Genomic DNA, 23020 nt, shown 5'->3' with positions numbered 1-23020 from the left:
TGGCACCGATCCTCGTCGGACGGCGCGGATCTATCCAGGACCTGCCGATCACAGGCTCGCCAGGCCGCCCCTGCGATCCGTACGGGGGGATCGGCGGGCCGTGGCTACCGGCGTCCGCGAGCGGTAGACAAGGCGGTGGAGACGAGACAGCACCGAGAAGAGGGACGTCGTGATCGATCGCACCGGGCTGGCGGAGTTCCTCCGCAACCGCCGGGAGGCGCTGCAACCCGAGGACGTCGGCCTGCCGCGCGGGCAGCGCCGCAGGACCAACGGGCTACGGCGCGAGGAGGTCGCGGCGCTGTGCCACATGTCGACCGACTACTACTCCCGCCTGGAGCGCGAACGCGGCCCCCAGCCGTCGCACCGGATGCTCTCCTCCATCGCCCAGGGGCTGCACCTGTCACTCGACGAGCGCGACCACCTGTTCCGCCTGGTCGGACACAATCCGCCTCCCAGGGGCACGTCCAACGAACACGTCAGCCCCGGGCTCCTGCGTGTGCTCGACCGCCTGGACGACACACCCGCCGAGATTGTCACCGAGCTCGGCGAGACCCTGCGGCAGTCCCCGATGGGCGTCGCGCTGACCGGGGACGCGACGCGGTACACGGGGCCTGCCCGTAGCGCGGGGTACCGGTGGTTCACCGACCCCGACTCCCGGCGGATCTACGCGCCCGAGGAGCACCCGTTCCTGACCCGGATGTACGCCGCCGGGCTGCGTGAGCTCGCCACCCTCCGCGGCTCGGAGTCCCCCGCCGCCCACCTGGCCGAGCTGCTGCTGGCCCGCAGCGAGGAGTTCCGGCGGGTGTGGAGCGACCACGAGATCGGGATACGTCCCCACGAGGTCAAGCACTTCGTTCACCCCGAGGTCGGCGCGCTGGAGCTGACCTGCCAGCGGCTGGTCGACCCGGGTCAGGCGCACTCGCTGATGGTCTACACCGCCGTCCCCGGCACCGAGAGCTACGAGAAGCTCCAGGTGCTGTCGGTCATCGGAACGCAGACGCTCAGCTGACGCCGTGCGCGGTGCCTGGCCGGGACCATCCCCGCGTGCGCGGGGAGCACTGATGGTGTCTCTCTTCTCGTTCGCTCGGTTCGGGACCATCCCCGCGTGCGCGGGGAGCACTGGTCCGCGTGCGCCCCTTCGAACTTGCCGGGGGGACCATCCCCGCGTGCGCGGGGAGCACGCCGATGTGGAACGCCGCATGGCTAAAGAAGAGGGACCATCCCCGCGTGCGCGGGGAGCACGAGAACCCGCAGATCCGTCACGTGGTTCTGCGGGGACCATCCCCGCGTGCGCGGGGAGCACGCGGGCGGTGAGCGGGAGCCCAACCTTGACCAGGGACCATCCCCGCGTGCGCGGGGAGCACTAGCGGATTCTGTACGTACCCGAGCCTGAAAGAGGACCATCCCCGCGTGCGCGGGGAGCACCAGCTGTGGTCTACCGGGTCGGCGTGGCCGGAGGGACCATCCCCGCGTGGGCGGGGAGCACAGCAGGCCAAGGAGCGCCTGGATGTCTCGATCGGGACCATCCCCGCGTGCGCGGGGAGCACCTAGCTGCACTGGCCAGAGCGGTTCCTTGCCGGGGACCATCCCCGCGTGCGCGGGGAGCACGGGTGAATCCCTGGAGGGATCGTGAGACCGGGGGGACCATCCCCGCGTGCGCGGGGAGCACCGAAGGCCGACGGGAGCGAGACCAAGACCCCGGGGACCATCCCCGCGTGCGCGGGGAGCACTCCGGCTTGTCTCCCATGAGTCCAAGCGCACTGGGACCATCCCCGCGTGCGCGGGGAGCACAGTCAACGACCTGCGAACTTACCAGTGACAAGCAGCCGTTTTTCCAACTTCTTCAGAAACAGACAAAACGGACGACGCGCTCAGCCTCAGGAAGACCATGGCCGCAGAATACCGGTAGGAGCGCATCACTCCTCTGCCGGTGATCCATCACCGAACTCTAATTTGTGGGATTACGATTCCAGGGACAGGCCAATCCCAGCCAGACATCCCTCGAACAGCTCAGGGCGCTACCGCATGGGTTCGGGACGGGTGTGATCAGGAGCCGTCGTTCTTCCCGTGTTCGGAATCGGCCTCCGGCTCGGGGAGGGAGAGCGGACCGGTGTGGCGGTTCACGGTGTCGAAGTAGACACGGTCGGCGCGTTCCTGAGCCCGTTCCTGCGCGTCCAGACGCAACTGGAGCCGTTTGGTCTTTTCCCGTTCGCGGGTGAGGGCGCGCTCATGGGCGTTCTGAAAGCTCTGCCCGATACCCCAGACGATCCATCCGCCGAAGACCAGAAGGAGCATGAACAGCACACCGAGTGCCGTCTCCACCGCGTCACCTCGCTTCTCCGCGCCGCAGAATCCACCTTACGACGAGCATCAGCAGCACACCCTGGGCCGCCAAGTACTCGGGCGGCGGCATTGAGCGGTGCTGGGAGGCTCGCCATCGCGCGACCTTTCGCTCGGCCGGACCCGCCCGCGCACGGCGGAGGGTCGCTCCGCCGCTGTGGGGGGCGGTTCCTGGTCGTGTCCGGCTACTGCTCGGCGCTCCGCAGGTCCACCACGACCCAGTCGCCGGAATCGTTGACGACGGTGCACGTGTGGTCGGTCCGGGCGGTGTCGTAGGCACGCCGGTCCCCCGTTCCGCGCCGACGTCATCACGGACGTGTGTGGAACGTCGGAGCGGCTCGGAGTTGCCTTCATGCCCGCCATCGGAGTCCTGTCGCGACTGGTTCAGCCTGTGCCCGTCCTACTCAGAACGCGCGGAGCCGAAGACCTTCCCATCCCGTACGTGCGGTAATCGCGGTCGTCACGCACCGGCGGGCGACAGCGGCGTCTCAAGGACGAAGCGGTGCCTCAAGGACGAAGAAGAGGAAGCCGATCCTGGTCGACAGGGCGTGGAACTCGTCGGGAAACAGCTCACGGGCGGCCGGATCGGGCTGCGGCTCGCTGATGACGCACAGGCGGAACCCGGCGGTGGTGAAGGCGTCGGTCATCGCGTGCAGCGGCCTGCGCCAGAACCTCAGCGGGACGGACTGTCCGCTGAACGTGAACTCGCTGGTGTAGCTGGTGGTCGCGAAGTAGTCGGGCCGGGGGTCCCGGATCGCGTAGTCCGTGAACGGGTGCTGCACCGACGCAATCAGCCGACCGCCGGGCCTGAGCACACGCCGCATCTCGACCAGCGTCGGCACCCAGTCCTCCAGGTAGTGCAGCACCAGCGACGCGACCACGTCGTCGAACACACCGTCGTCGAACGGGAGCGGGTCGCCCAGGTCGACCACGCGCAGGTCCGCGTCGTCCCCGAGCCGTCGCCTGGCCAGCGCCAGCATTCCGGCGCTGGCGTCGACGCTGGTGACGTCGGCACCGCGGTCGCGCAGAGCGGCGGACAGAGGGCCCGCACCGCAACCCGCGTCCAGGATCCGGCGACCGGCCACGTCCCCGGCGAGCGCCACCATCGCGGGCCGCTCGTAGTAGGCGTTCTGGATGTTGTTCTCGTTGTCCGCCGCGTACGCCTCGGCGAAGCTGTCGTAGTCGTTCGCCCGAGCCGGGTCTGCGGGCTGGGCGGGATTCTCGGGCGCATCGGTCACTCGGTCCATGGCCGAAGCCTAGTGCTCGCATGATCCACCGGACAGGCCCCCGGTCATGGTCCGAGTGGAACCAAACTTGAATGGAACCACAGGGGTCGCCGTTCGGTGGGAAGGGGACGAGGTCGTCGGCGAGTCCGGCGGTCCCTGAGGACTGGCGCCGACGGAGGCGCACCCGGCCGCAGTCGCCGGGCGCACCCCCGCTCGGACGCACTCCACGGGCGCTCCACCACGCCCGGGTATCAGCAGCCCAGGTTCGATCCGGTGGTGGTGCCGAGGATCTGGGTGAACTGCGTGAACTTGTTGATGCGGCTCTGGACCTGCGCCGGGTTGCCCCCGTTGCACTCGTGGGCGCCGTTGATCGAACGGATGGTCTCGCCGAAACCGTGGCCGTTGACGATGGCGTTGTGAGGCGTGATCGTGCCGGGCCCGGTCTGGGTGTTCCAGTACCAGAGGCCGGTCCGCCAGGCGACCGAGGCGTTCTGCTCGACCAGGTAGGGGTTGTTCAGCAGGTCGATGCCGAGGGCGTCACCGGCGGCCTTGTAGTTGTAGTTCCAGCTGAGCTGGATCGGACCGCGTCCGTAGTAGGCGGCCTGACCGGCCGGGCAGCCGAAGGGCTGGTTCCAGTCGCAGTAGTGCGGGTAGTTGGCCTCGTTGGTCTCCCTGATGTGCACCAGCCCGCCGGTCTCGTGGCTGACGTTGGCCAGGAAGGCGGCCGCCTCCCGCCTCCTCACCTCGGTGCTGCCGGTGTTGGCGAAGGCCGGGTAGGAGCTGAGGGCGGCGGTGAGGCCGCTGTAGGTGTAGAAGGGGTTCCGGTTCGGGAACATCTGGTTGAACTGGGCCTCGGTGACGACGAACCCGCTGGGGCCGGGCTCCTCACCGCCGCCGTCGGTGCCGCAGGGGCCCTGGTCGGTCCAGACCTCGGAGGTGCCGGGACGCTCGTTCTGCGTCCACCACCTGGCGGTGTAGTTGCGGCCGTCGTAGGAGACCTGCCCGCCGCCGGTGTAGACGGCGGAGGAGTTCCAGGCCGGCGCGCAGGTGGCGGCGGCCTGCGCGACGGTCACGGGGAGGACGACGAGCACAGCCGCGAGCGCGCCGAGCGCGGCCAGCTTGCTCAGGAGACGACGGATCACGTGTTCACGCTCCTAGGGTGCGGCGCGACGTCCGACCGCGCGCCGCTGGGGGTGCCGTCACCTAAACAAGGCTGGTCTAGACCTGTCAAGACCAGTACGACGGATCGTGAGGACAAGGTGACGGAAGGGCCCGGAGCGGCGAACCGGCTTCGGGCTTCGCCTCCGGGCCGCCGAAAGTTCGTCCCCACACAACGAACGCACGGCAAGCGCCTGGGAGACCCCCACACCTCACGAGCTTCGAAGAACGCTGACGGAAAGCGCTGGCAGCAGCACCGGCCCCACTGTCAGCACCCCGCATGCCCGGCCAGGGCCGGTTGCCCTCGGCCCTGACCTGACACCCTCCGCACGACTGGGCTCAGGCGCAGCGCTCCACGGTCTGGAGGACCTGAACACCTCGTCTACCGCTGACAAGGCGATAACCCGGAGGCCTTGGTTCGCCTGTGGAAAGGTTCGCGAACTTTCGGATGGAACCCGTGAAGCGGCAATTTCCAGGGAGTCCAGCACTACGGGCTGCTCTCCCTCTCCACCACCGACTCCGCGGATCCTGTGGACAACCCTTCGGACACGAAGAACGGCCCGGGCACACACCAGGGCCGTTCTGGGACCGGGTCAGCTCACGCCCTCTGCCTGGACCCGCCCAACGGGACCACCTCGGCCAGCCCACCCTTCCTCGCGCGTTCAGGAATGGACACCACCCGGTACCCGGCCTGCCCGAACCACCTGCCGCACGAGAAGTGCTCACCCTCCCACCGCGGCCGCGTCCCGAGGGCCTCGGCCAGGCGCACGACCTGGTCCTGCTGGTGACCGTCGCACCCCTCGGGGAAGTAGGTGATCTCCACCCGGGTCATCTCCCCCACCGGCAGCTGCGGGTGGGCTTCCAGGTGGGCCACCAGCGCCCGCAGGTCAGCCAGCAGCATCTGACGTTCCCGCTGGCCCGCCACCGGCACCACGGGCTCCTTCACCCGACGGCACCTGCCCTGGCCCTGACCCACCTTCGCCGAGCACCAGCGCTCCCCGCCCCGGCACCAGCCGTTGTCCTCGTCCCACGCCCACATGGGCACGCCCCTTCCTCGGATGAAGTCCCCTTCACCCTCCAAAGAAGCCACCCGCACCCACCGGGTTGGACACCCCAGCAGCAGGAACCTCTCGCCCCGGCACTCCCCCCACCCCAGTGGGTGAGTAGCGAGACGCTGTAAGTCGGGGCGTCGGAACGAACACCCTGGATCCGCTCTGGCCTGCCCCGTCAGCGTCATCCACCCTGTTCGCACGCTTAAACGAACACCCTGACGAACAGGCTCGACCAAGGAAACAGGCGAACTGTCAGCGTTCGCGAAGATGACAACGGGTGCGGCCATGGGGGATGTCAGTGTTCGGCTGCGCCAGCAGAGGTGTCCGGGCTCTCCTGTTCACCGTTTCCGCAGGCGATCGGCCGCCAGGGCTCAGGTGACACCACCACCCCGGGCGCTCCGCGCTCCATCGCCTCCGGCAGCCCGCTGGGGCACGTACCTGAGAGGCCCCGGCGAAGTTCACCGTCTCGTCGGAGAACTCAGCGCCTGTGGCATGTCTTCAGGTAGCTGAGGAACGATGCCTGCAGCCCGGTGACGTGCGTCTCCCGCAACAACGCGTTCGTCACCTGCTCCGACCGCCCCTGGGTGTGCAGCTGTTCCACCGCCGTAAGGACGTTACGGGCCATTCCGCGGTAGAACGGAATGCCTCCCAGCAGTTCGGCTTCGTTCAGCGTGATGTGCAGCCGTGGAGCGGCTGCGTCCTCGCCGAGTTCCGGCAGGGCTTCGACGAGGGTGAAGATCTGGCTGTCCGTGCTGGCCACACCGGGGCTGCCCGCACCGATGCTCGCGAAGAGTCCTGTCTCGCGCAGCCATGTGTAGAGGGCGAAAAGACCTCCGTAGGAGTAGCCGAAGAGGCCGTGCCCGGACTCGCTGACACGCAGCTTCGACCGCAGGTGGGGGTGGAGCTCGCTGGTCAGGAAGTCGAGGAAGACGTCGGCGTGGGCTTCCTCCAGCTCCGCGAGGTAGGCGTCGACCTGCTCCTGGGTCATCGCACCCGTATCGCGGGCCGCCGTGAGGGTGGCCAGCATGTCGTCACCGATGGGTTCCCCCGGCGGCACGAGGTCGCGGTTGCGGATCTGTGCCCAGGCCGCGGCCTCCTCACCGGTGTATCCGATGCTGACCTGGATGTAGGGGGCGATCGTCAGGTACGGGTCCGCCTGGGTGACGATGAGGGGCGCGGTGAGGCCGACCGTCCAGTTACCGTCCAACACGTAGATCAGCGGCAGGGGTTCCGTGGAGTCCGCGTAACCGGGGGGTGTGGTCACCCAGACTCCGTAGCGGTGCCCTGACCGGGCGGTCACCTCCAGGTACTCCGTGTCCGGCAGACAGCCGTGCAGTATCTCGCTCATCGGGTTTCTCCCTTCGTGATGTGTCCGCCCTTGACGACGAGGGCGGCCATGTCCGGATCGGCGAACACCTTCGGGTCGTGGAGCGGGTCCTGCCGCCAGGCGACCATGTCGGCCCGCATCCCGACGCGGATCATCCCGACGGTCCCGCCCAGACCGAGGATGTCGGCGTTGACGCTGGTGGCCGACACGAGCGCTTGCATGGGTGATTCGAGCTCGGCGCGCAGGCGCAGCTCCTGGCCTCGGCACTGCTGGTTCGGCCCGATGAGGTCCGAGCCCAGGCCGATCCTCAGGCCCGCCGCGCGAGAGATCTCCAGCGCTGTCGCCATGCGTTGGCGGACTCCGGCGACGCGGTCCCGCGTTGCCGGGTCCAGGTCCATGCCCTCGGTGTCCGTGAGCTGCTCGACCACGGCGAAGGTGGGGACCAGCGCCACGTCGCGCTCCCGCATGAGCCGGGCCGTCGGTTCGTCGATGTCGGTGCCGTGCTCCACACAGCGCACGCCGGCCCGCACGGCGTTGCGAATGCCCGCGTTGTTGTGCGCGTGCACCGTGACGTAGCTGCCGCGCGCCTGTGCCTCTTCCACCGCCACGGCGATCTCCTCGTGCGTGAACTGTGTGTCGCCAAGACGGTCGTGTCCCCCGACGACACCGCCCGTGACGCACAGCTTCAGGAAACTCGCGCCGCGGCGGAACGACTCGCGTACGTTGCGCCGAAGCTCGTCGGCGTTACCCGACATCAGCGACAGGGCACAGAGCCCGGGGATGTGGTGGGCCTCCCACAGCCCCGTCGGCTCCCATGCGGCCCCGTAGTAGCCGTGCCCACCGGTCTGGCACTGCACAGGACCGCACGAGAGCACCCGTGGACCTCGCACCTTGCCGTTCGCGATGACCCCGACGACTCCACCATCGATGCCACCGGTGTCGCGCACCGTGGTGAAGCCCGCGTCGAGGGCGTGGCCCGCGGCGGCGAAGATGTCGGCGGCGAGCTCGGCAGCCGAGAGCTGGAACCCGAACTGCGCTCTGACCGGGCTTGAGAGACCCAGGTGGACGTGTGCGTCGATCAGTCCCGGGGTCAGGACCATGCCGCTGAGGTCGATGATCGACGCGCCCGACGGCGCACGCCCGATCGCGGTGATCATGCCGTCCTTCACGCACACGTCGGCCGCGGTCGGGTCAGCGCCCGATCCGTCCGCGACGATGCCGCCGACCAGCCATGTACCGGTCATCGAACCTCCTCTCGCGGGTCGCGGCCCACTGTCCTCAACAGTGGTGAATTGAATATGCGGTAACGTACTCAACAGTGGTGAAACTGTCAACGGAGGCAACGTGAGATCGCCGGCGGGGGAAGGGAAGGAGCGTCTCCTGGAGGCGCTGTTCAACGAGTTCGGCGAGAACGGCCCCAGCCCGAACCTGTCGATGCGCCAAGTCGCGGAGCGGCTCGGTGTGCACCACACGTTGCTGACGTACCACTTCGGGTCGCGGCCGGGTCTGCTGCGTGCTGTGCTGTTGGAAGCGCGCCGCCGCGACAACCTCGTCATCGCCGCGACCGGCAACGAACTCGGGTTCGTGGCCCTGTGCAGAGCCGTCTGGAACTTCTACTCGGACCCCGCGCACGAAGACCGCACCCATGCCTTCTTCCACCTGGTCGGGCTCGCGGTCTACGAACGCGACGCGTTCCAGGAGCTCGTCATCGACATCGACGGCCTGGCGCACCTTCTCGAAGCCGCGGCTCTTCGCGACGGCGCCACGGCAACCGACGCCAGGCGGCAGAGCGTCATCGCGACCGCGTGTCTGCGAGGACTCCTGCTGCAGAGGCTGCTGACCCCGAGCGCCGAGATCGACGCCGCGGCCGAGCACTTCATCACCTCGTTGGCGGCATTCGAGAGTGAAGGGCACGCGTCGTCAACCACCGCGCCCCACGGGCCGGCCGATCAGTAGGTCGCGCCGACGCTGGTCCCGGCGCACGGGGCGGTCCCCGTGCGCCCGGAGCGGGTTCGGGGCGGCCTCACGCTTGAACTCCGCTCACCGCGCGTCCACCCGCAAGCTCGGGAACGGTCGCGTCGCGTACCGGTGGTGTACCGACGCCACGGCGCGAGACCTCCGTCCCGCGAAAGACCGCACGGCACGGCCCCGAACGTTCGACGCCGTCCTCCGCGTGGCTGCAGCGGCGCGTGGCGTACGCGCCAGGAGGCCCTGACGATGACCGCGGACCTTGTGGAGGCCATCGACACCGGGCCAGGACATCGGGAACCCACATGAGATGAGCTCCAAGGACACGGAAAGCCCTGCCTTCGCTCCTCCCGCGTGCGGGCTTCGTCGCCGGGTACCGTCCCTGATCGGCCGAGTTCACCCACCTTCGGGTTCGCACTGGAGGCGCAAACGCCGCGACCGTCGCAACGGTCGGACGGCGTTGTCGTGGTCGGACGGCGTCGTCGTGATCAGACCCCGTAAGGTTGCTCCGCATGACCGAGATCGAGATCACCGCGGGTCTCATCCGCGACCTGCTGCGGGACCAGCACCCGGACCTGGCCGAACTGCCCCTGCGCGAGGTGGACGGCGGCTGGGGCAACCAGATGTGGCGCCTCGGGGACGAGCTGGCCGTGCGGATCCAGCGCATGGACACCGACCCCGATCCCCAGCTCAAGGAGCGCCGGTGGCTGCCGCTGCTCGCCCCGCACCTGCCGCTGCCCGTTCCCGTCCCGGTACGCGGTGGTGCCCCCTCCCAGCGATTCCCCAAGATGTGGACGGTCATGACGTGGGTGCCGGGTTTGCCGCTGGACCGCGGGGCGATCACCCGCGGAGAGCACGCGGCCCACACCCTGGCGGCCTTCCTCCAGGCGCTGCACGTGCCAGCGCCCGCCGACGCACCGGTCGACACGGGCCGAGGCGCACATCCCAAGGACTGCGCGGACGGCTTCGACCAGTTCTTCGACTCCCTCGACGCTGACGCGATCGGTGCCGACGCCGCCGGGGTCCGGGCCGTGTGGGACGACGCCGTCGCGGCCCCCGCGTGGGAGGGTCCGCCGGTGTGGGTGCACGGCGACCTGCATCCCGCGAACGTCGTCGTCGCGGACGGGACGCTGGCGGGTGTCGTCGACTTCGGCGACCTGTTCGTCGGCGACCCGGCGTCGGACCTGGCGGCCGCCTGGGTACTGCTGCCGGCGGGCGCGGCCGCACGCTTCTTCGCCGCCTACGCGGAGGCTGACGAGGCGACGGTCCGGCGCGCCCGCGGGCTGGCCGCGCTCAAGAGCCTCTTCCTGATGCTGATGGGCCGGAACGGGGACCGCGGCCTACCCGGAGGTAAGCCGACGTGGGGCCCGGCGGGACGGGCGGCGCTCGACCGGGTCCTGAGCGAGCCTCCGACCGGAGTCCACGAGTAGACCGGCGGCGTACTTCGACGACCCTGGCCGTGGCCGGGCTGCCCATCCACGCCGTCGCACGTGCGTGGGGCTCACCGTCCGGCACGGAACACCGCCGGCACCGGGCAGCCCCGAGGGCCGCCGCCCGCAGTTCCCAGCAGCCACGAAAATCATTATGATACCCAGCGTGACTATTCATATCCCCTCAGTGTTCGCCAGGGTGTGGACACAGGCGGACCCCCTCACTGGAAACGTTTCACGGGTGCGAGGGCGCACCCCCGCGGTCACCGCGGAGGAACAGCGATGAGCGGGTACATGGGGACGGGTCCCCGGCTGGTCGCGGAGCGGGGCGCCGACACCGGCCTGGCGCGCGCCTTCGAGGTCTGCCGCAGGATCCACACGGGTGCGGACCACTTCTCTCCGCAGATCGTCGAGCTGCTGCCCGCCCACAAGCGCCCCTACGCGCACGCACTGGCCGCCTTCGGGATATGGGCCGATCGGCTGGCTGACGAAGGGGAGGTCTGCGAGCGCGGGCCGGCCCTGGCCCGGTTCCGTGCCGATACCCTGACCGAGCTGACCGAGCTGACCGACGAACCCGTCCGCCTACCGCCGGTCCAGCGCGCCATGGCCCACATGGTGCGGGCGTGGGACATGCCCGTACCGGTGCTGGAGAAGTTCCTCACCACACTCGAACAGGACAGCCGCCGACCGCCCGACTTCTCCGGCTTCGCCGACCTGCGCGGCTACCTGCGCGGTATGAGCGGCACCCTCGCGGAGCTGTTCGGCACCGTCTTGGAGCCGGTCCGGGAGGACACCCCGGAACTCATGTCACTGCTGGGCGAAGTTCTCCAGTACATCGATATCCTCAACGACCTGCCCGAGGACCTCGAACAGGGCCGCTGCTACCTGCCCCGCCAGGACCTGGAGCGGTTCGGCCTGGACGCGGACGGCCTGAACGGCGCGCTCGGCACGGGCGCCTGTCGGGAACTGATCGCCCTGCAGGTGCGACGGGCACGCGGACTGCTGGACCGGGGGCAGGCGGTGGTCGATGCCGCGCACCCTTCCAGCCGCCCCTTCCTCGCCTCCATGCTGGCCGGGCTGCGAACAGGCCTGGACGAGTGCGAGTACCTTCCGGCGGACCGGCCGGACGCTCCGCCGCGAACAGCCGTTCCCGCCCGGTTGTCACAAACCCGGGAGACACCCGCCGAAGTCCTGCCCGTCGACTCCGGGCCGCGGCAACGGCGTTCGCCCCTCCTGTCCCCGGACTCCGAGGACCCTCCCGCCGCGGTCCCCGAGCACGTGGCCGTGATCATGGACGGTAACCGGCGGTGGGCCCGGGCACTCGGACTGGCCACGGTGGAAGGGCACTCGGCGGGAGAGGAGGCGATGTACCGCCTGGTGGACGCCGCCGGGGATCTGGGCATCAAGTACGTGACCACCTTCGCCTTCTCCACGGAGAACTGGTCGCGCTCTCCCGAAGAAGTGTCCTCCTTGTTCAGGATGTTCACGCGGCGCGTACCGGGGATAGCCGGGCGCCTGCACGACCGGGGCGTTCGGATGCGCTGGTACGGCCGCCGCAGCAGGGTCGAGGCGGCGCTCCGCGAACGGCTGGAGTGGGCCGAGGAGCTGACGTCGGGCAACAGCGGGACGACGTTCACGTTCTGCCTGGACTACGGAGGCCGCCAGGAGATGGTGGACGTGCTCAAACGCATGGCGGCCGAGGCGCTCTCGGGGCGGCTGGACCCGACGCGCATGACAGAGTCCGACCTCGCCGGGTACCTCTACGATCCCACTCTGCCCGACGTGGACCTCCTGATCAGGACCGCTGGTGAGCAGCGCACCAGCAACTTCCTGCCCTGGCACACCGCCTACGCCGAGATCGTCTTCGAGGACGCTCTCTGGCCCGACTTCGACCGCTCCCACCTGGTGCGTGCCGTGAACGCCTACGCGGAACGGCGCAGGAGCTTCGGCGGCACCCTGAGCGAGAAGAGCGCCTGATGCTGCATGTGGCGGACGCGCACAGGGCCTTCGGGACGAGGCGTGTCCTGCGCGGGGTGAGCCTGCGTGCCGCATCCGGAGAGCTGGTGGGGGTCGTCGGTGAGAACGGAGCGGGCAAGACCACCCTGCTGCGGATCCTGTCCGGTGAGCTCGCTCCCGATTCCGGCCGGGTCCAGGTCGAGGGCCGGAACGGCTGCTGGTCGAGGGCCGGATCGGCTGCTGCCCCCAGTACCCGGTGACCAAACCGGAACTGACCGTGGACCAGCACCTGCGCTGCTTCGCCCTCGCCTACCGGTTGCACCGCCTTGACCGGGCTCGCGCCCTCATCGCCCGGCTCGGGTTCGAGCAGTACGGTGCCACCCGGGTCCGGCACCTGAGCGGCGGAACACGGCAGAAGCTGAACCTGGTCCTGTCCCCCATGCACGATCCGGCCGTCCTCTTACTGGACGGGCCCTACCAGGGCTTCGACTGGGAGACCTACCTGCGGTTCGGGGAGGTTTCCGCGGAACTGCAGGCTCAGGGGTGCGCCATCGTGGTCATCTCCCACCTGGCCCACGACGTCGACCGTCTGGACACCCTGTACCAGTTGCCTGCAGGCACGTTCGATCAGAGGAACCCGTCGCGTTCGTGCACCGGTCCACGGACACGCGGATCCAGGCGCTGGGGCACCAGGTCACGACCCTGGGCTGTGTACTCCATCTGGTGTCATTGCTGGTGGGGTTCGCGATGTTCACCGCGGCGCACCGCTCGGCGGACTTCGATCGGCGCCTGGCCCGGGTGGGTTGCCCCCGCACGGCGCTCATCCCGGCCAAGCTCACCATGTTGGTGGTGTCCTCGGGAACGGTCAGCGGTTACGCCGCCGCCTGGACTTCCCTGCACTGGGCTGCGGAGCAGCCGCTGGAGTATGGGCGGGCCTCTTCCTGGGCGGGACGGCCTACGGTGCCATGGGGCTCTTCCTGACCCTGTTCCTGCCGGAAGAGCTGGAGGGCATGTTCGTGATCATCGTGGCGACGGTGATCGACAACGCCCTACAGAAGCCGATCATCAATCCGACCGCGGACGCCGACGCCGTTCTCCTCCTACCCGGGTACGGAGCGATGCAGGTCTGTGCGGCAGGGGCGTTCACCGATACCGTCCCGCTCACATCGATGCTCCTCAGCCTGGGGTGGGCGGCGGTGTTCGGAGTGGTCGCCCCGGGGGCGTTCGCCGCACACACGCATGACCGCACATCCCAGAGGGTGGGCGGGCCACCCGGAATCTGAGAGGTCCTGTCCGGGTCACTCCCACAGGGCTGAGGCGAGGTCGTAGTCCTTGGGAGCATCCCCGCGTGCGTGGGGCTCACTGCGCGGTGGTGTCGTCGAGGGCGGCTAGGCACTGTTCATTGGAAGTGAGAGCGGAGCAGGGTCTGCTCTGGCAGGGTGACTGGACCACTCCCGTGACCACGACGCTCCCGGGCCCCAGAGGCCGAAGTGCGGCCGCGCGCGATCACGCCATCGTGGCGCTGAAGCGCTACACGGGAGTCCGTTCACCCGGGTCAGCGGGTAGGACCGGAGCCGACCGGGACGACCGGACCGGTCCTACTCGTGCCCGCGACCGCGGTCGCGGAGCAGCCGCTCCGCGGTTCTGTTCACCACGCGCACCGGGTAACCCCCCGTGAAGTCGAACGCGAACAGGGCGACACCGCGTTGGTCGGCGTACTCGACGGCGGCGTCGGTGTAACGCGAGGAGGTGAAGAACACGGCCACGTCACCGACCCGGGCCGCGCCGACCAACTGCTGCACCTCAGGGCGCCCAACGCCTTTGGAGTCGTAACGTTTGACCTGCACGGAGATACCCGAGGCGGTAACATCGACCCCCGCGTCACCCGACGGAGGCGTGACCCGGGCACCCCGGAAACCCTGGCTCCGCAGCCACTTCGCCACGAATGTCTCGGCCTCCGTGGGCGTGTGGATCCGCGTCCGTGCGCGCTCCCACGCCTTCTGCTTCCTCTCCCGCTCGGCTGCGGTCTCCTCGTCCATCACACGCGCCAGCCAGCCCTTGGGCCGGGCCGTCGCCGTGTCCTGGCCCTTTTTCGCCCGCCTGCGCCTGCGCAGAGCGGCGAGCGCCCAGTACAACAGCAGGCCGCCCACGGCCGACGGCCCGAGAGCGTCGATGAGAGCGAACTCCTCGGAGCGGTATTCCACGAACAGGGCGGCGGAGAACGCCACCGAGAGCAGGACGAAGACCACCGTGGATCGTTCTGGCCCGGTCCGGGTCGCGGGCGAGTTCGCCTCGCCATCCGAAGACGACGCGGGGGATGAGGGTGAGGGGGATGGTTCTGGAGTCACTCTGTGTCCTCTGCTTCCGAGGATGCTGACTCTTTACAGCAAACCAAGAAGAGATCAAATAAGGAAAAATTGAGCATATAGGACATATCTTGGCCGCGTCCGGACGCGGCCACTGCCGGGCTCGCCGTAGGGCGACCTCTACCCTTGCTCGTCCTGCTCCTGTCCCCGGACCCGCGCAAGGGCAAAAGTGGGCCGACCACCGCCGCATCGTCAACGGCATCCTGTTCCGTGACCCCACCGACGTTCCCTGGCGGGACCTGCCTGAGCGCTGCGACCCCTGGGAGGCCGCACGGGCCGTCACCGACGCTGGTGCATCGACGGCACCTGGCAGCGGATCGCCGACCGGCTTCGCATCGACGCCGCTACCGGCGAGGAGCTGAACGTAGGGATCGACTCCACTACCGTGCGTTCCCATCAGCATGCCGCAGGAGCGGCGAAAAAGGGGAAACAGAGTGGGAGGAACCGGACGGGGACGAGGCCCTGGGCCGCTTCCGGGGCGGGCCGACCACCAAGCTCCACCTGCTCGCCGACTCCGGCCAACGGCCCCCGGCCATGCTCTCCGGCCCGGGCGAGCGCGGGGACAGTCTGATGTTCGAGCCGTTGGTGGCCGCGTTGCGGCTGCCCCGCTGTGTGGGCAGGCTCCGGACCCGTCCGGACCGGACCGGGTGCTGGGCGACAAGGCCTACTCCAGCCGGGCCAACCGGGGCCACCTGCGCCGCCGCAAGATCAAAGCGACTATCACGCAACCCAAGGACCAGCGTGAGCGCCGCCGTCGAAACACCGTGGAGCGGTGTATCAACCTGCTCAAGCAGGACCGGGCGGTCGCGACCCGCTATGACAAGCGGGCCGTGATCTTCGACGGGACTGTGTTGGTGGCTTCGATCCAGATCTGGCTCCGTAACCTCATCCGTTCACAAAACAGTGCCTAAGGCGCTGCCAGCATCCGCCTTGGCGAACCATGACCGAATTTCTGAGGGGCCCTGCTGTTTCCGGACAGGCTTTGAACCGCCTATCTCATGCGGCGAGTCGCATCCCCTGATGCGCCGCATACACCTCCGCAGGTGTGTCGCACCCCAGTGCAGAGTGAAGACGCCTGTGATTATACCAGTGCTCGATATACCGAGTAATGTCCCTGCGGGCTCGTTCTCGCGTGGGATACACCACCCGATTGACCCGCTCATTCTTGAGCGCCCCGAAGAACGACTCGGCAAGGGCATTACCGTAGCAGATCCCGGTTCGGCCGACCGAACGCTTGAACCCGTTGTCAGCGAGAAATGCACCGAACTCGAACGAGGTACAGTTACTGCCGCGATCGGAGTGGAAGATCGCCCCCTCGGACACTTTCCCGTTCCTCTGTGCGTTCCTTAGCGCCTGGACGATGAGCGGGGTGCGATAGTGATCGCCCATCGCGTATCCGATGACTTCCTTGGTGCAGCAGTCGATCACGATCGCCAGATACAGCCACCCCTGCCAGGTGGGAACGTAGGTGATGTCGCCGACGAGTTTCACCCCGGGCCGCGGGGCAGTGAAATCGCGCTGGACCAGGTCGGGGATCTGGCCGCTGTCATCGGCCTCGGTCAGGCACACCCGCACCGGACGCGGCTGGCAGGGCTCCAGGCCCATCTGGCGCATGAGCAGGCGCACCAGCTCGGGGCCGGCCTGGACGTCCCAGCGCTGGAGCTGGGCGTGGATCCGCCGGTACCCGTAGGTCTGCTCGGACTGGTCGAATGCCTTGCGGATGAGGAGCATAAGGTATTCGCGTCTTTGGTGGGTCGCCGAATCAGGTCGGGTTCGCCACTCGTAGTATCCCGACCTGGAAACGCCCAGGTGTGAGCACATGAAGCCGATGCTGTAGACGTACTTCGCCGTGTCATCGAACCGCATGGTTTCGACGAACTCGTACTTGTCCGTTACGGACGATCCCTGGTGAAGTACGCTGCTGCTTTTTTTAGGAACTCGATCTCTTTGGCCTGCTCGCGGTTGATCCGTTCGAGTTCTTTCAGGCGTGCGCGCTCGTTCATGTCGAGCCCGGGTTCGGCCGAGGGGTTCTCTTCCCGGTGCTGCTTGACCCACAGGCGCAGTGTTTCTGAGCGGACACCGATGTCCTCTGCGACATTTTTGATCGGGCGACCGCTCTCGATCACCAGTTTCACTGCTTCCTCACGGAACTCCTGTGAGTACTTACTTCGCCTGCCCAAAACTTCCCCCTGTTTCCTTGCGGAACCATCTTATTGGATCCCTGTCCGGAAACCTCGGGGCACCTCACGACCATGACCACGCGGCGGTCCACGCCGGCCTGAGCTTGCCCCACAGTTCCGGAGCGGTGGAGGGCACCGTGAACAAGATCAAGAGGCAGATGTTCGGCCGAGTGAGCTTTGACCTCCTGCGCACCCGGATCCTTCACCCGCTCTGAATTGTCGAGCGACAAGAGGATGGTCCCCGCACGAGAGACAGTGCCCCTGGCAGTCTGTTCTTCATGAGACCTGCCGCGGTAGCGATCGCCGACTACGACCCGCACTGGCCCGATATGGCTTCTGCTGCCATCGCGGAACTCCAGGAGGCGAGCCCCGGACTGTTCACGGAGATCGAGCACATCGGGTCCACATCCGTCCCGGGACTCGCGGCCAAACCCGTCATCGACCTGATGGCGGCCACCGCGTCCCTACGGGAGGTTCGCGACCATGAACCCGCTCTGGCCCGTCTCGGCTTCACCCCACACGAGAACGGAATGAACGATCGGCTGCTCTATGTGCGCGCACCAGACGGGGTGCGCACGCACATCCTGCACGTCGTCACCCAGGCGAGTTGGCCCACCCGTAATCAGAGGATCCTTCGCGATTACCTGCGCTCCTACCCGGAGGAGGCGGCACACTATGCGGAACTGAAGCGCAGGCTCGCGGCCACCACCGCCGCTCCGGGCGAGTACACCGAAGCGAAGACCACGTTCATCCAAGAAGTGACCGATCGCGCGCGCAGGGAGCGTGGCCTGCCGCCCGAACCGGTCTGGGAGAAGTGACCTCATGAACCACGTGAGTGACTGACTGTCACCGCATCACAAGATCAGTGCCAGAACCTGTGAATGCCAGTGCAAACCTCCCACCCAAGGCTGTTTCATCCTCGGTGTGTAGTGACGTTCGTGCTGGTCATGGCAGCCCGATCACATCCAGAGGACGGCTGAACGTCTCATACGACACCCACCGGATCGCGTCGGGCACCGTACCCTGAGCTAACCGGCCCGAGAACACCAAGGCGAGAGCGCCCAACGCGGCCAGGTTGTCAGGTGTCGCGGTCGCTGCGCACCGACTTGGCCTTGGGCGCGTTGGGGATGGCTGTGTGGAACCGGGCGCACGTGGGGCGGCGCATCGATGGGCTGGTCCACTACTCCGACCGCGGAGTGCAGTATCTGGCGGCGCGCTACACCCAACGCTTGGCCGAGGCCGGGGCGGTGGCCTCGGTCGGCACCGCCGGAGACTCCTACGACAATGCTCTGGCCGAGGCGTTCCACTCGTTGTTCAAGACCGAACTGGTCCGCAGCCGCTGCCCGTGGAGGAGTCTGAACGAGGTGGAGATCGCGGTGGCCGAGTACGTGGACTGGTTCAACCACCGCCGCCTGCACGGCGAGATCGGTCTGATCCCACCGGCGGAGTTCGAGAAGAGACAACCGAGCACCGTGGCCTGAGAATCCGGAAACACGGCTCCACCGAAGCCGGTACATGCCAGAGCCTCCAATAAACCCAGCACGAGACACACCGCTTGACCAGAGCGCACCCAAGGGCACCAATCGTTATCCAGAAGAGGCTACAAGACCTCGCTGGAATGGTTGACGCAGGGATACGACCAGCGCTACGCGAGAAGAAAGGCCTCAGCGAGAGCACAGGACCCCATCAAGGGGTTTAGGAACCTATGGTAATCTTCATTTTATGCCCACTCCGTCTCTCAAGACGTTGATGTTCTCGGGCCACGGCTCGGGAGATACCTGCCCCCTATCCCTGAGAGTTCTGTTCTGGACATCCATTCTCATCGCACTGGCGTCGCGCTCTGTTTCCGCGTACACCCAGGGCCACTTCGTTCCAGACCAATGGATACATGACAACTGGCTATTCTTTTCTTTTCTTGCTTTCTATGTCCCCGCCATCGCACTCTGGCCTTTCCTTCCCTGGAAGCCAGAGGAGTCGTTGGCGCGCAGATCCCTCTCCTACGCCTTCCTGGGGTCTACCGTTCTCCTCTTGCCGGTGCTCGATTTCGGCCACTACTTTATTATTGTCGTTTCTGTTGCACACGCCCTGTACGCGCACAACCTGCTGACCGCGCTCGCCGTCTGCCTCGCGTTCGGTCTGGCGAACTTCGCCACGGGAGCGCTCCATCCGCTGATGCCGACCTCCTTGGCAGCAACGAACGGTGCCCTGCTCCTGGGGTACTGCCTCGGTGTGCTCATCGTCGTCGCGTCCTTGCTGTCCGCCGGTCGCAGGGCACGGCAGACCCGTGAGCTACTCGGGGAGCTCACCGAGGCCCACCGCAAACTGCGGCATTACTCTTCGAGGGTTCGCGAGCTCGCGGTTGAGGAGGAGCGCGGACGCATGGCCAGAGAGATGCATGACAGCACCGGTCATTACCTGACCGCCATCAAACTCTGCCTGTCCAGTGCACGACGCTCGGCGGACGGGGTCCCAGAGGTGGTCCGTGAGGAAATCGATGACGCGTATCGGCTGGCCGGGGAGGCATTGGTCGAGACCCGCCGCTGGGTTCGCGCTCTCAAGCCCCTCGACCTGGAACAGCTCAACGGGCCTGAGGCTCTACGGGGGCTCACCACAGCGTTCAAGGACACGGGCGTGCATACCGAGTTCCGTCTCGTCGGTACGTGGCCGGACGATATGGACGGCGAAGTCGAACTCGCGTTGTACCGCACCGTGCAGGAGGGGCTGACCAATGCGCTGCGGTACTCCCAGGCGGACAGGATCACCGTGGATGTCAGAATCGGGGAAGGCACTGCGGAGGTCGATGTCGTCGATGACGGAACAGGAGTCGCCGAAGGTTACGGGGCTTCGGGCTTCGGCTTGTCCTCGCTGGAGGAACGCCTCACCTCCTTGGGCGGAAACCTCCACACGGGTAACCGCCCCGAAGGGGGATTCCGCCTCTCTGCCCGTGTCCCCTGCCAGCCCGCCTACCTCGTGGAGGAGACGCAGTGAAGCATGAGGGACCGGTGCGAGTCCTGATCGTGGACGACCAAGCCCTGATGCGCCGCGGCCTCGCCCGCCTTCTGACCCCGGAGGAAGGCATCGAGGTCGTAGGGGTGTCCGAACACGGGCAAGCCGCGTTGGGCCTCCTCGCCTCGTGTGACGAGGAGCGCCTGCCGCACGCCGCGCTCGTCGACATCCACATGCCGGTCATGGACGGCATCACCCTGTTGAAACGGCTCCAAGAGTCGTACCCCTCGATCAGGCCCGTGGTCCTCACGGCGTTCGAGGAGGACGAGTACCTGTTCGAGGGGCTGCGGTCCGGGGCCAAGGGCTACCTGCTCAAGGATGCTGAGCCCGAGGAGGTAGCCGACGTACTGCGTCGGGTCGCGCGTGGAGAGAGTGTCCTCACCGGTGCGGTCGCGGACCGTCTCATCAAGGAGGTGAGTTCGCCGCGCACACCAACCGCACCACTGGCGACACCCGACCCGAGCCCGTTGTCCGCACGCGAATTCGAGGTGGTCGGTCTGATCAGCGAGGGCGAGGCCAACCAGGGCATCGCGCGGCGTCTGTTCATCACCGAGGGCACCGTCCGCAACCATGTGACGAACGCCCTCCGCAAGCTGGGCCTGCGTGACCGCACTCAGCTCGCTCTCTGGTACGGCCGTCACCGCGCATGACGGGGAGACGGGGTTCCGTGCCCAGCCGCCGCACGACCCGGGGCGGGTACCGGGGTGACCGTGTCGTCCTGCGCGCCACGTCTACCAGACCGCCAGTGTCCCCCAGAGCGCCCCGGCCAGCACCACTGAGGACAGCATGACCGACAGTGTGAACACGGGTACGTGCAGCCAGCGCCACTTCCCCGCCTCGGTCGGGGCCGCGCGCCAGTGCCAGACGCCCAGTACGGCACCCGTGGCGGCGATGCCCGCGCCCAGCGCCCAGACCACTTCTGGTGTGTCCACCCATCCGCCCAGTCTCAGCGCGACAGCGACCCAGGCGAACGCGCCGAGGGTCAGTGAGACCATCCGCAACCGGTCGAGGGGGCGCTGTGTGAGGAGTGTGCGCCTCCGGAGCATCAGGCCGCAGAGCAAGGTCGGAGGCAGGAGCGCGATGAGGAGGGTCTGCGCCAGGACCATCGGGGATGATGACGCTGTGGGGATCGGCTGCGGGGCGTCCCTCAGGAGTGTGAGGGCCAGGGCGGGCGCCTCCACCCCGAAGGAGTTGGCCATGACGACGACAGAACGGCTTCCGTCCGTAGCGATCATCGTTCGGGAGCCCAGCGTGCCGCCGCTGTGCCATGTCACTTCGCCGACGTCGGGAACATCGGTCAGGTTCCAGCCCAGCCCCATGCCGAACGGGGTGCTCCCGTTCCCCGCTGCGGGGACCACGGGGTCGACCTCCTCGTGCACGGTCTCCAGGGCACCCATGCCGGGAGCGTCCCCCCTCGCGATCGCGGCCATGAGGGAGACCAGGTCCTCTGGAGTGCTCCAGGTGGTGATCCCCGCAGCCGCGTAGTCGGAGTTGTGCCAGTCCTGGACCCGGGCGCCCGCCTCGATGTGCGGCCCGGCACCACCCTCGGGTGTGCCCTTCGGAAAGATCGCTGTCCCGCCCAACCCCAGAGGTGAAAGGAGACGCTCACGGACCAGCTCGGGAAAGGTGCTTCCGACCTCCTTCGCGAGGGCCTCGCCGAGGAGGGCGTATCCGGCGTTGCTGTACTGGTAGCGCCCCCGGTTCCACGAGACGGTGGTGGCCGCGAACTCCAGCGGCGCGGTGGCGTCACCGTACTTGTCACCGCGTACCAGTGAACTGAGGGCCCCGAGCACTCCCACTTCGGCCTCTGTCGGTATCCCAGAGTGGTGTGTGGCCAGCTCTTGAAGGGTGGCAGTGGCGATTTCGGAGTCTGCGAAGGCCGTGTCGGGAAAGATCTCGCCCAAGGTCCGGTCCAAAGAGGTCTCACCGCGCTCCACCATGTCGGCCAGCAGCATCGCCGTGAAGACCTTGAAAACGGAGGCCGTTTCGAAGGGTGTGTCCGTGCTGACGGGCACGGTGCCGTCAGCGGTACCGGCCGTCGCCCACTCGACCTGGTCCGGGGCGTGGTTGTCGAAGCGGGCGACCGCCAGGCCCTGGACCTGGGCTGGGTCGAGCGCGGTCTCGACGTCGGCGACCAGTCCGGGGGCTCCGATGAACTCCCCACCGGTCGCCGAACGGTGGGGCGCGTACGGAAGGAGCAGGTGACAGGCCAGGGCCACCGCCATACCAACGGCCAGTGCGATGAGCAGCATCCGACGGGGAACGGCCGGAGCCAGTGAGCGCCGAGGCGATGCGTGAGGTTCGGAAGCTACCTGTGGCTGTTTCGGGGCTGGCATGCTCCGATGCTCCTCGACGGCACGGGTCGCGCGACAGTCACGGCCGTCACGTCCTGGTCATCCTCGCCCGGGTGACAACCGTCATATCCGTCTGTGCGGGTGGGGCCCATCACCGTCTTCGTGGTGACACACATCCGGCAGCATCCTGGAGAAAGGCGGGCTGCGCCCCACCCACGGCTGGAAGCCGCACGGGTGGGGCGGGAATCAGGCGCCAGGGCGGGGAAGCGCACAGGAGGAGGTGCCTCCCGGCAACCGGTGGCGGTGGGACGCGACCAAGCGGTAGATGGCTCGGTTCAGCCTTCGAACCCCGGGCAGCCTCATGAGGAAGCCCAGGCAGCGGGCCCAGCCACGCCCACGACGGAGCACCTCGGTGATCGCGTCACCGCCCGCACGGACCGGGCCGTCGGGGAGAAGCAGCCAGGCCTGGGCGTTGGCTTGGGCAGGGGTGAGTCCGGCGCTGGCCAGATCGAAGTCCTGCCACGGGGTGAAGGTCACCTCACTGCGCACGCGGTATCTGGCGAAATCCACCGAGCGCTGGCAGAAGCCGCAGTCCCGGTCGTACAGGAACAGGCCAGCTGCGGGGACAGGGCTCACGTCTTGGAGTCCGTTCATCGCGGGCATCCACCTGTTCCGGTGAGGTCCGGAGAGAGCTTCGCTGGCACGGGCGCAGTCAGC

19 protein-coding genes, 3 pseudogenes and 1 CRISPR repeat array are annotated in these 23020 nt (G+C 67.8%); of the genes and pseudogenes, 12 read left to right on the top strand and 10 right to left on the bottom strand.

The features are described 5' to 3' along the window. Positions 1 to 169 precede the first annotated feature (169 nt). Entirely contained in the window at positions 170 to 1009 is an 840-nt protein-coding gene (locus FYW99_RS19455) for a helix-turn-helix transcriptional regulator (protein ID WP_150253442.1), read from the top strand. 21 nt (positions 1010 to 1030) lie between these two features. Further along, positions 1031 to 1791: direct repeats of the CRISPR family, unit length 29 nt; unit sequence GGGACCATCCCCGCGTGCGCGGGGAGCAC. Between the two features lie 255 nt (positions 1792 to 2046). On the opposite strand, the gene FYW99_RS19450 is transcribed toward FYW99_RS19455, so the two are convergent. The 6 genes from FYW99_RS19450 to FYW99_RS19425 form a co-directional block, all read right to left on the bottom strand. Then, positions 2047 to 2322, bottom strand: coding sequence for a hypothetical protein (locus tag FYW99_RS19450; protein WP_150253441.1), 276 nt, complete (start codon positions 2320 to 2322; stop codon positions 2047 to 2049). A 506-nt stretch (positions 2323 to 2828) separates the two neighbouring features. Beyond that, positions 2829 to 3587 carry a class I SAM-dependent methyltransferase gene (locus FYW99_RS19445; RefSeq protein ID WP_150253440.1) on the bottom strand — a complete coding sequence of 253 codons (759 nt, stop codon included), beginning with the start codon at positions 3585 to 3587 and terminating at the stop codon, positions 2829 to 2831. Between the two features lie 230 nt (positions 3588 to 3817). Then, the gene (locus FYW99_RS19440; RefSeq protein ID WP_150253439.1) at positions 3818 to 4708 is read right to left on the bottom strand and encodes a glycoside hydrolase family 19 protein; all 891 of its coding nucleotides are present in this window, start codon (positions 4706 to 4708) and stop codon (positions 3818 to 3820) included. A 614-nt stretch (positions 4709 to 5322) separates the two neighbouring features. Continuing rightward, positions 5323 to 5763 (bottom strand): hypothetical protein, encoded by a 441-nt coding sequence (locus FYW99_RS19435; RefSeq protein WP_150253575.1) that lies wholly within the window; start codon positions 5761 to 5763, stop codon positions 5323 to 5325. Between the two features lie 491 nt (positions 5764 to 6254). Then, a complete protein-coding gene (locus tag FYW99_RS19430; protein ID WP_150253438.1) occupies positions 6255 to 7124 on the bottom strand; it encodes an alpha/beta hydrolase in 870 nt (289 codons plus the stop codon). Continuing rightward, positions 7121 to 8347: a metal-dependent hydrolase family protein gene (locus FYW99_RS19425; RefSeq protein ID WP_150253437.1), complete on the bottom strand. Its 1227-nt coding sequence runs from the start codon at positions 8345 to 8347 to the stop codon at positions 7121 to 7123. Before FYW99_RS19425 ends, FYW99_RS19430 begins: the two co-directional genes overlap by 4 nt. Positions 8348 to 8447: 100 nt before the next feature. Between FYW99_RS19425 and FYW99_RS19420 the strand changes: the two genes are divergently transcribed. From FYW99_RS19420 to FYW99_RS31850, 6 genes and pseudogenes are all read left to right on the top strand, one after another. Further along, the gene (locus FYW99_RS19420) at positions 8448 to 9059 is read left to right on the top strand and encodes a TetR/AcrR family transcriptional regulator (protein WP_150253436.1); all 612 of its coding nucleotides are present in this window, start codon (positions 8448 to 8450) and stop codon (positions 9057 to 9059) included. A 524-nt stretch (positions 9060 to 9583) separates the two neighbouring features. Further along, complete coding sequence (locus tag FYW99_RS19415; protein WP_150253435.1) at positions 9584 to 10501, top strand: phosphotransferase; 918 nt, start codon at positions 9584 to 9586, stop codon at positions 10499 to 10501. A gap of 282 nt (positions 10502 to 10783) precedes the next feature. Continuing rightward, a complete protein-coding gene (uppS, locus tag FYW99_RS19410) occupies positions 10784 to 12478 on the top strand; it encodes a polyprenyl diphosphate synthase (RefSeq protein ID WP_150253434.1) in 1695 nt (564 codons plus the stop codon). Positions 12479 to 12537: 59 nt separating this feature from the next. After that, positions 12538 to 12672, top strand: a pseudogene (locus tag FYW99_RS33195) (ATP-binding cassette domain-containing protein); the annotation flags it as partial. Positions 12673 to 12713: 41 nt separating this feature from the next. Then, positions 12714 to 12875 (top strand): annotated as a pseudogene (locus tag FYW99_RS32845) (ABC transporter ATP-binding protein); the annotation flags it as partial. A gap of 547 nt (positions 12876 to 13422) precedes the next feature. Beyond that, on the top strand, positions 13423 to 13740 hold the full coding sequence (locus FYW99_RS31850) for a hypothetical protein (RefSeq protein WP_190394736.1): 318 nt from the start codon (positions 13423 to 13425) through the stop codon (positions 13738 to 13740). A gap of 315 nt (positions 13741 to 14055) precedes the next feature. On the opposite strand, the gene FYW99_RS19400 is transcribed toward FYW99_RS31850, so the two are convergent. Further along, positions 14056 to 14706: a restriction endonuclease gene (locus FYW99_RS19400; RefSeq protein ID WP_150253433.1), complete on the bottom strand. Its 651-nt coding sequence runs from the start codon at positions 14704 to 14706 to the stop codon at positions 14056 to 14058. A gap of 188 nt (positions 14707 to 14894) precedes the next feature. Here FYW99_RS19400 and FYW99_RS33085 point away from each other — a divergent pair. Then, positions 14895 to 15734: pseudogene (locus FYW99_RS33085) on the top strand (IS5 family transposase). Positions 15735 to 15819: 85 nt separating this feature from the next. On the opposite strand, the gene FYW99_RS19390 reads toward FYW99_RS33085, so the two are convergent. Further along, positions 15820 to 17003, bottom strand: a protein-coding gene (locus FYW99_RS19390; protein WP_150253432.1) for an IS3 family transposase whose coding sequence is annotated in 2 segments (ribosomal slippage) — positions 15820 to 16742 and positions 16742 to 17003 — 1185 coding nt in all. Because the reading frame shifts where the segments join, the coding sequence is not laid out codon by codon here. A gap of 278 nt (positions 17004 to 17281) precedes the next feature. On the opposite strand from FYW99_RS19390, the gene FYW99_RS19380 reads away from it, so the two are divergent. From FYW99_RS19380 to FYW99_RS19360, 4 genes are all read left to right on the top strand, one after another. Continuing rightward, a complete protein-coding gene (locus FYW99_RS19380) occupies positions 17282 to 17821 on the top strand; it encodes a GrpB family protein (RefSeq protein ID WP_150253431.1) in 540 nt (179 codons plus the stop codon). 309 nt (positions 17822 to 18130) lie between these two features. Beyond that, positions 18131 to 18484: an integrase core domain-containing protein gene (locus tag FYW99_RS19370; protein ID WP_394350366.1), complete on the top strand. Its 354-nt coding sequence runs from the start codon at positions 18131 to 18133 to the stop codon at positions 18482 to 18484. A gap of 553 nt (positions 18485 to 19037) precedes the next feature. Continuing rightward, positions 19038 to 19991: a sensor histidine kinase gene (locus tag FYW99_RS19365; protein ID WP_223839280.1), complete on the top strand. Its 954-nt coding sequence runs from the start codon at positions 19038 to 19040 to the stop codon at positions 19989 to 19991. Further along, the gene (locus FYW99_RS19360; protein WP_223839243.1) at positions 19988 to 20659 is read left to right on the top strand and encodes a response regulator; all 672 of its coding nucleotides are present in this window, start codon (positions 19988 to 19990) and stop codon (positions 20657 to 20659) included. The genes FYW99_RS19365 and FYW99_RS19360 overlap by 4 nt, the downstream gene beginning before the upstream one ends. 81 nt (positions 20660 to 20740) lie before the next feature. On the opposite strand, the gene FYW99_RS19355 is transcribed toward FYW99_RS19360, so the two are convergent. Then, positions 20741 to 22261 carry a serine hydrolase domain-containing protein gene (locus FYW99_RS19355; protein WP_223839241.1) on the bottom strand — a complete coding sequence of 507 codons (1521 nt, stop codon included), beginning with the start codon at positions 22259 to 22261 and terminating at the stop codon, positions 20741 to 20743. A 288-nt stretch (positions 22262 to 22549) separates the two neighbouring features. Next, positions 22550 to 22957, bottom strand: coding sequence for a thiol-disulfide oxidoreductase DCC family protein (locus FYW99_RS19350; protein WP_150253427.1), 408 nt, complete (start codon positions 22955 to 22957; stop codon positions 22550 to 22552). Between the last annotated feature and the right edge of the window lie 63 nt (positions 22958 to 23020).

This window comes from Nocardiopsis deserti, from assembly GCF_008638355.1.
Classification (GTDB): Bacteria; Actinomycetota; Actinomycetes; order Streptosporangiales; family Streptosporangiaceae; genus Nocardiopsis; species Nocardiopsis alborubida.
This window is presented reverse-complemented; position numbering and strand designations above follow the sequence as displayed.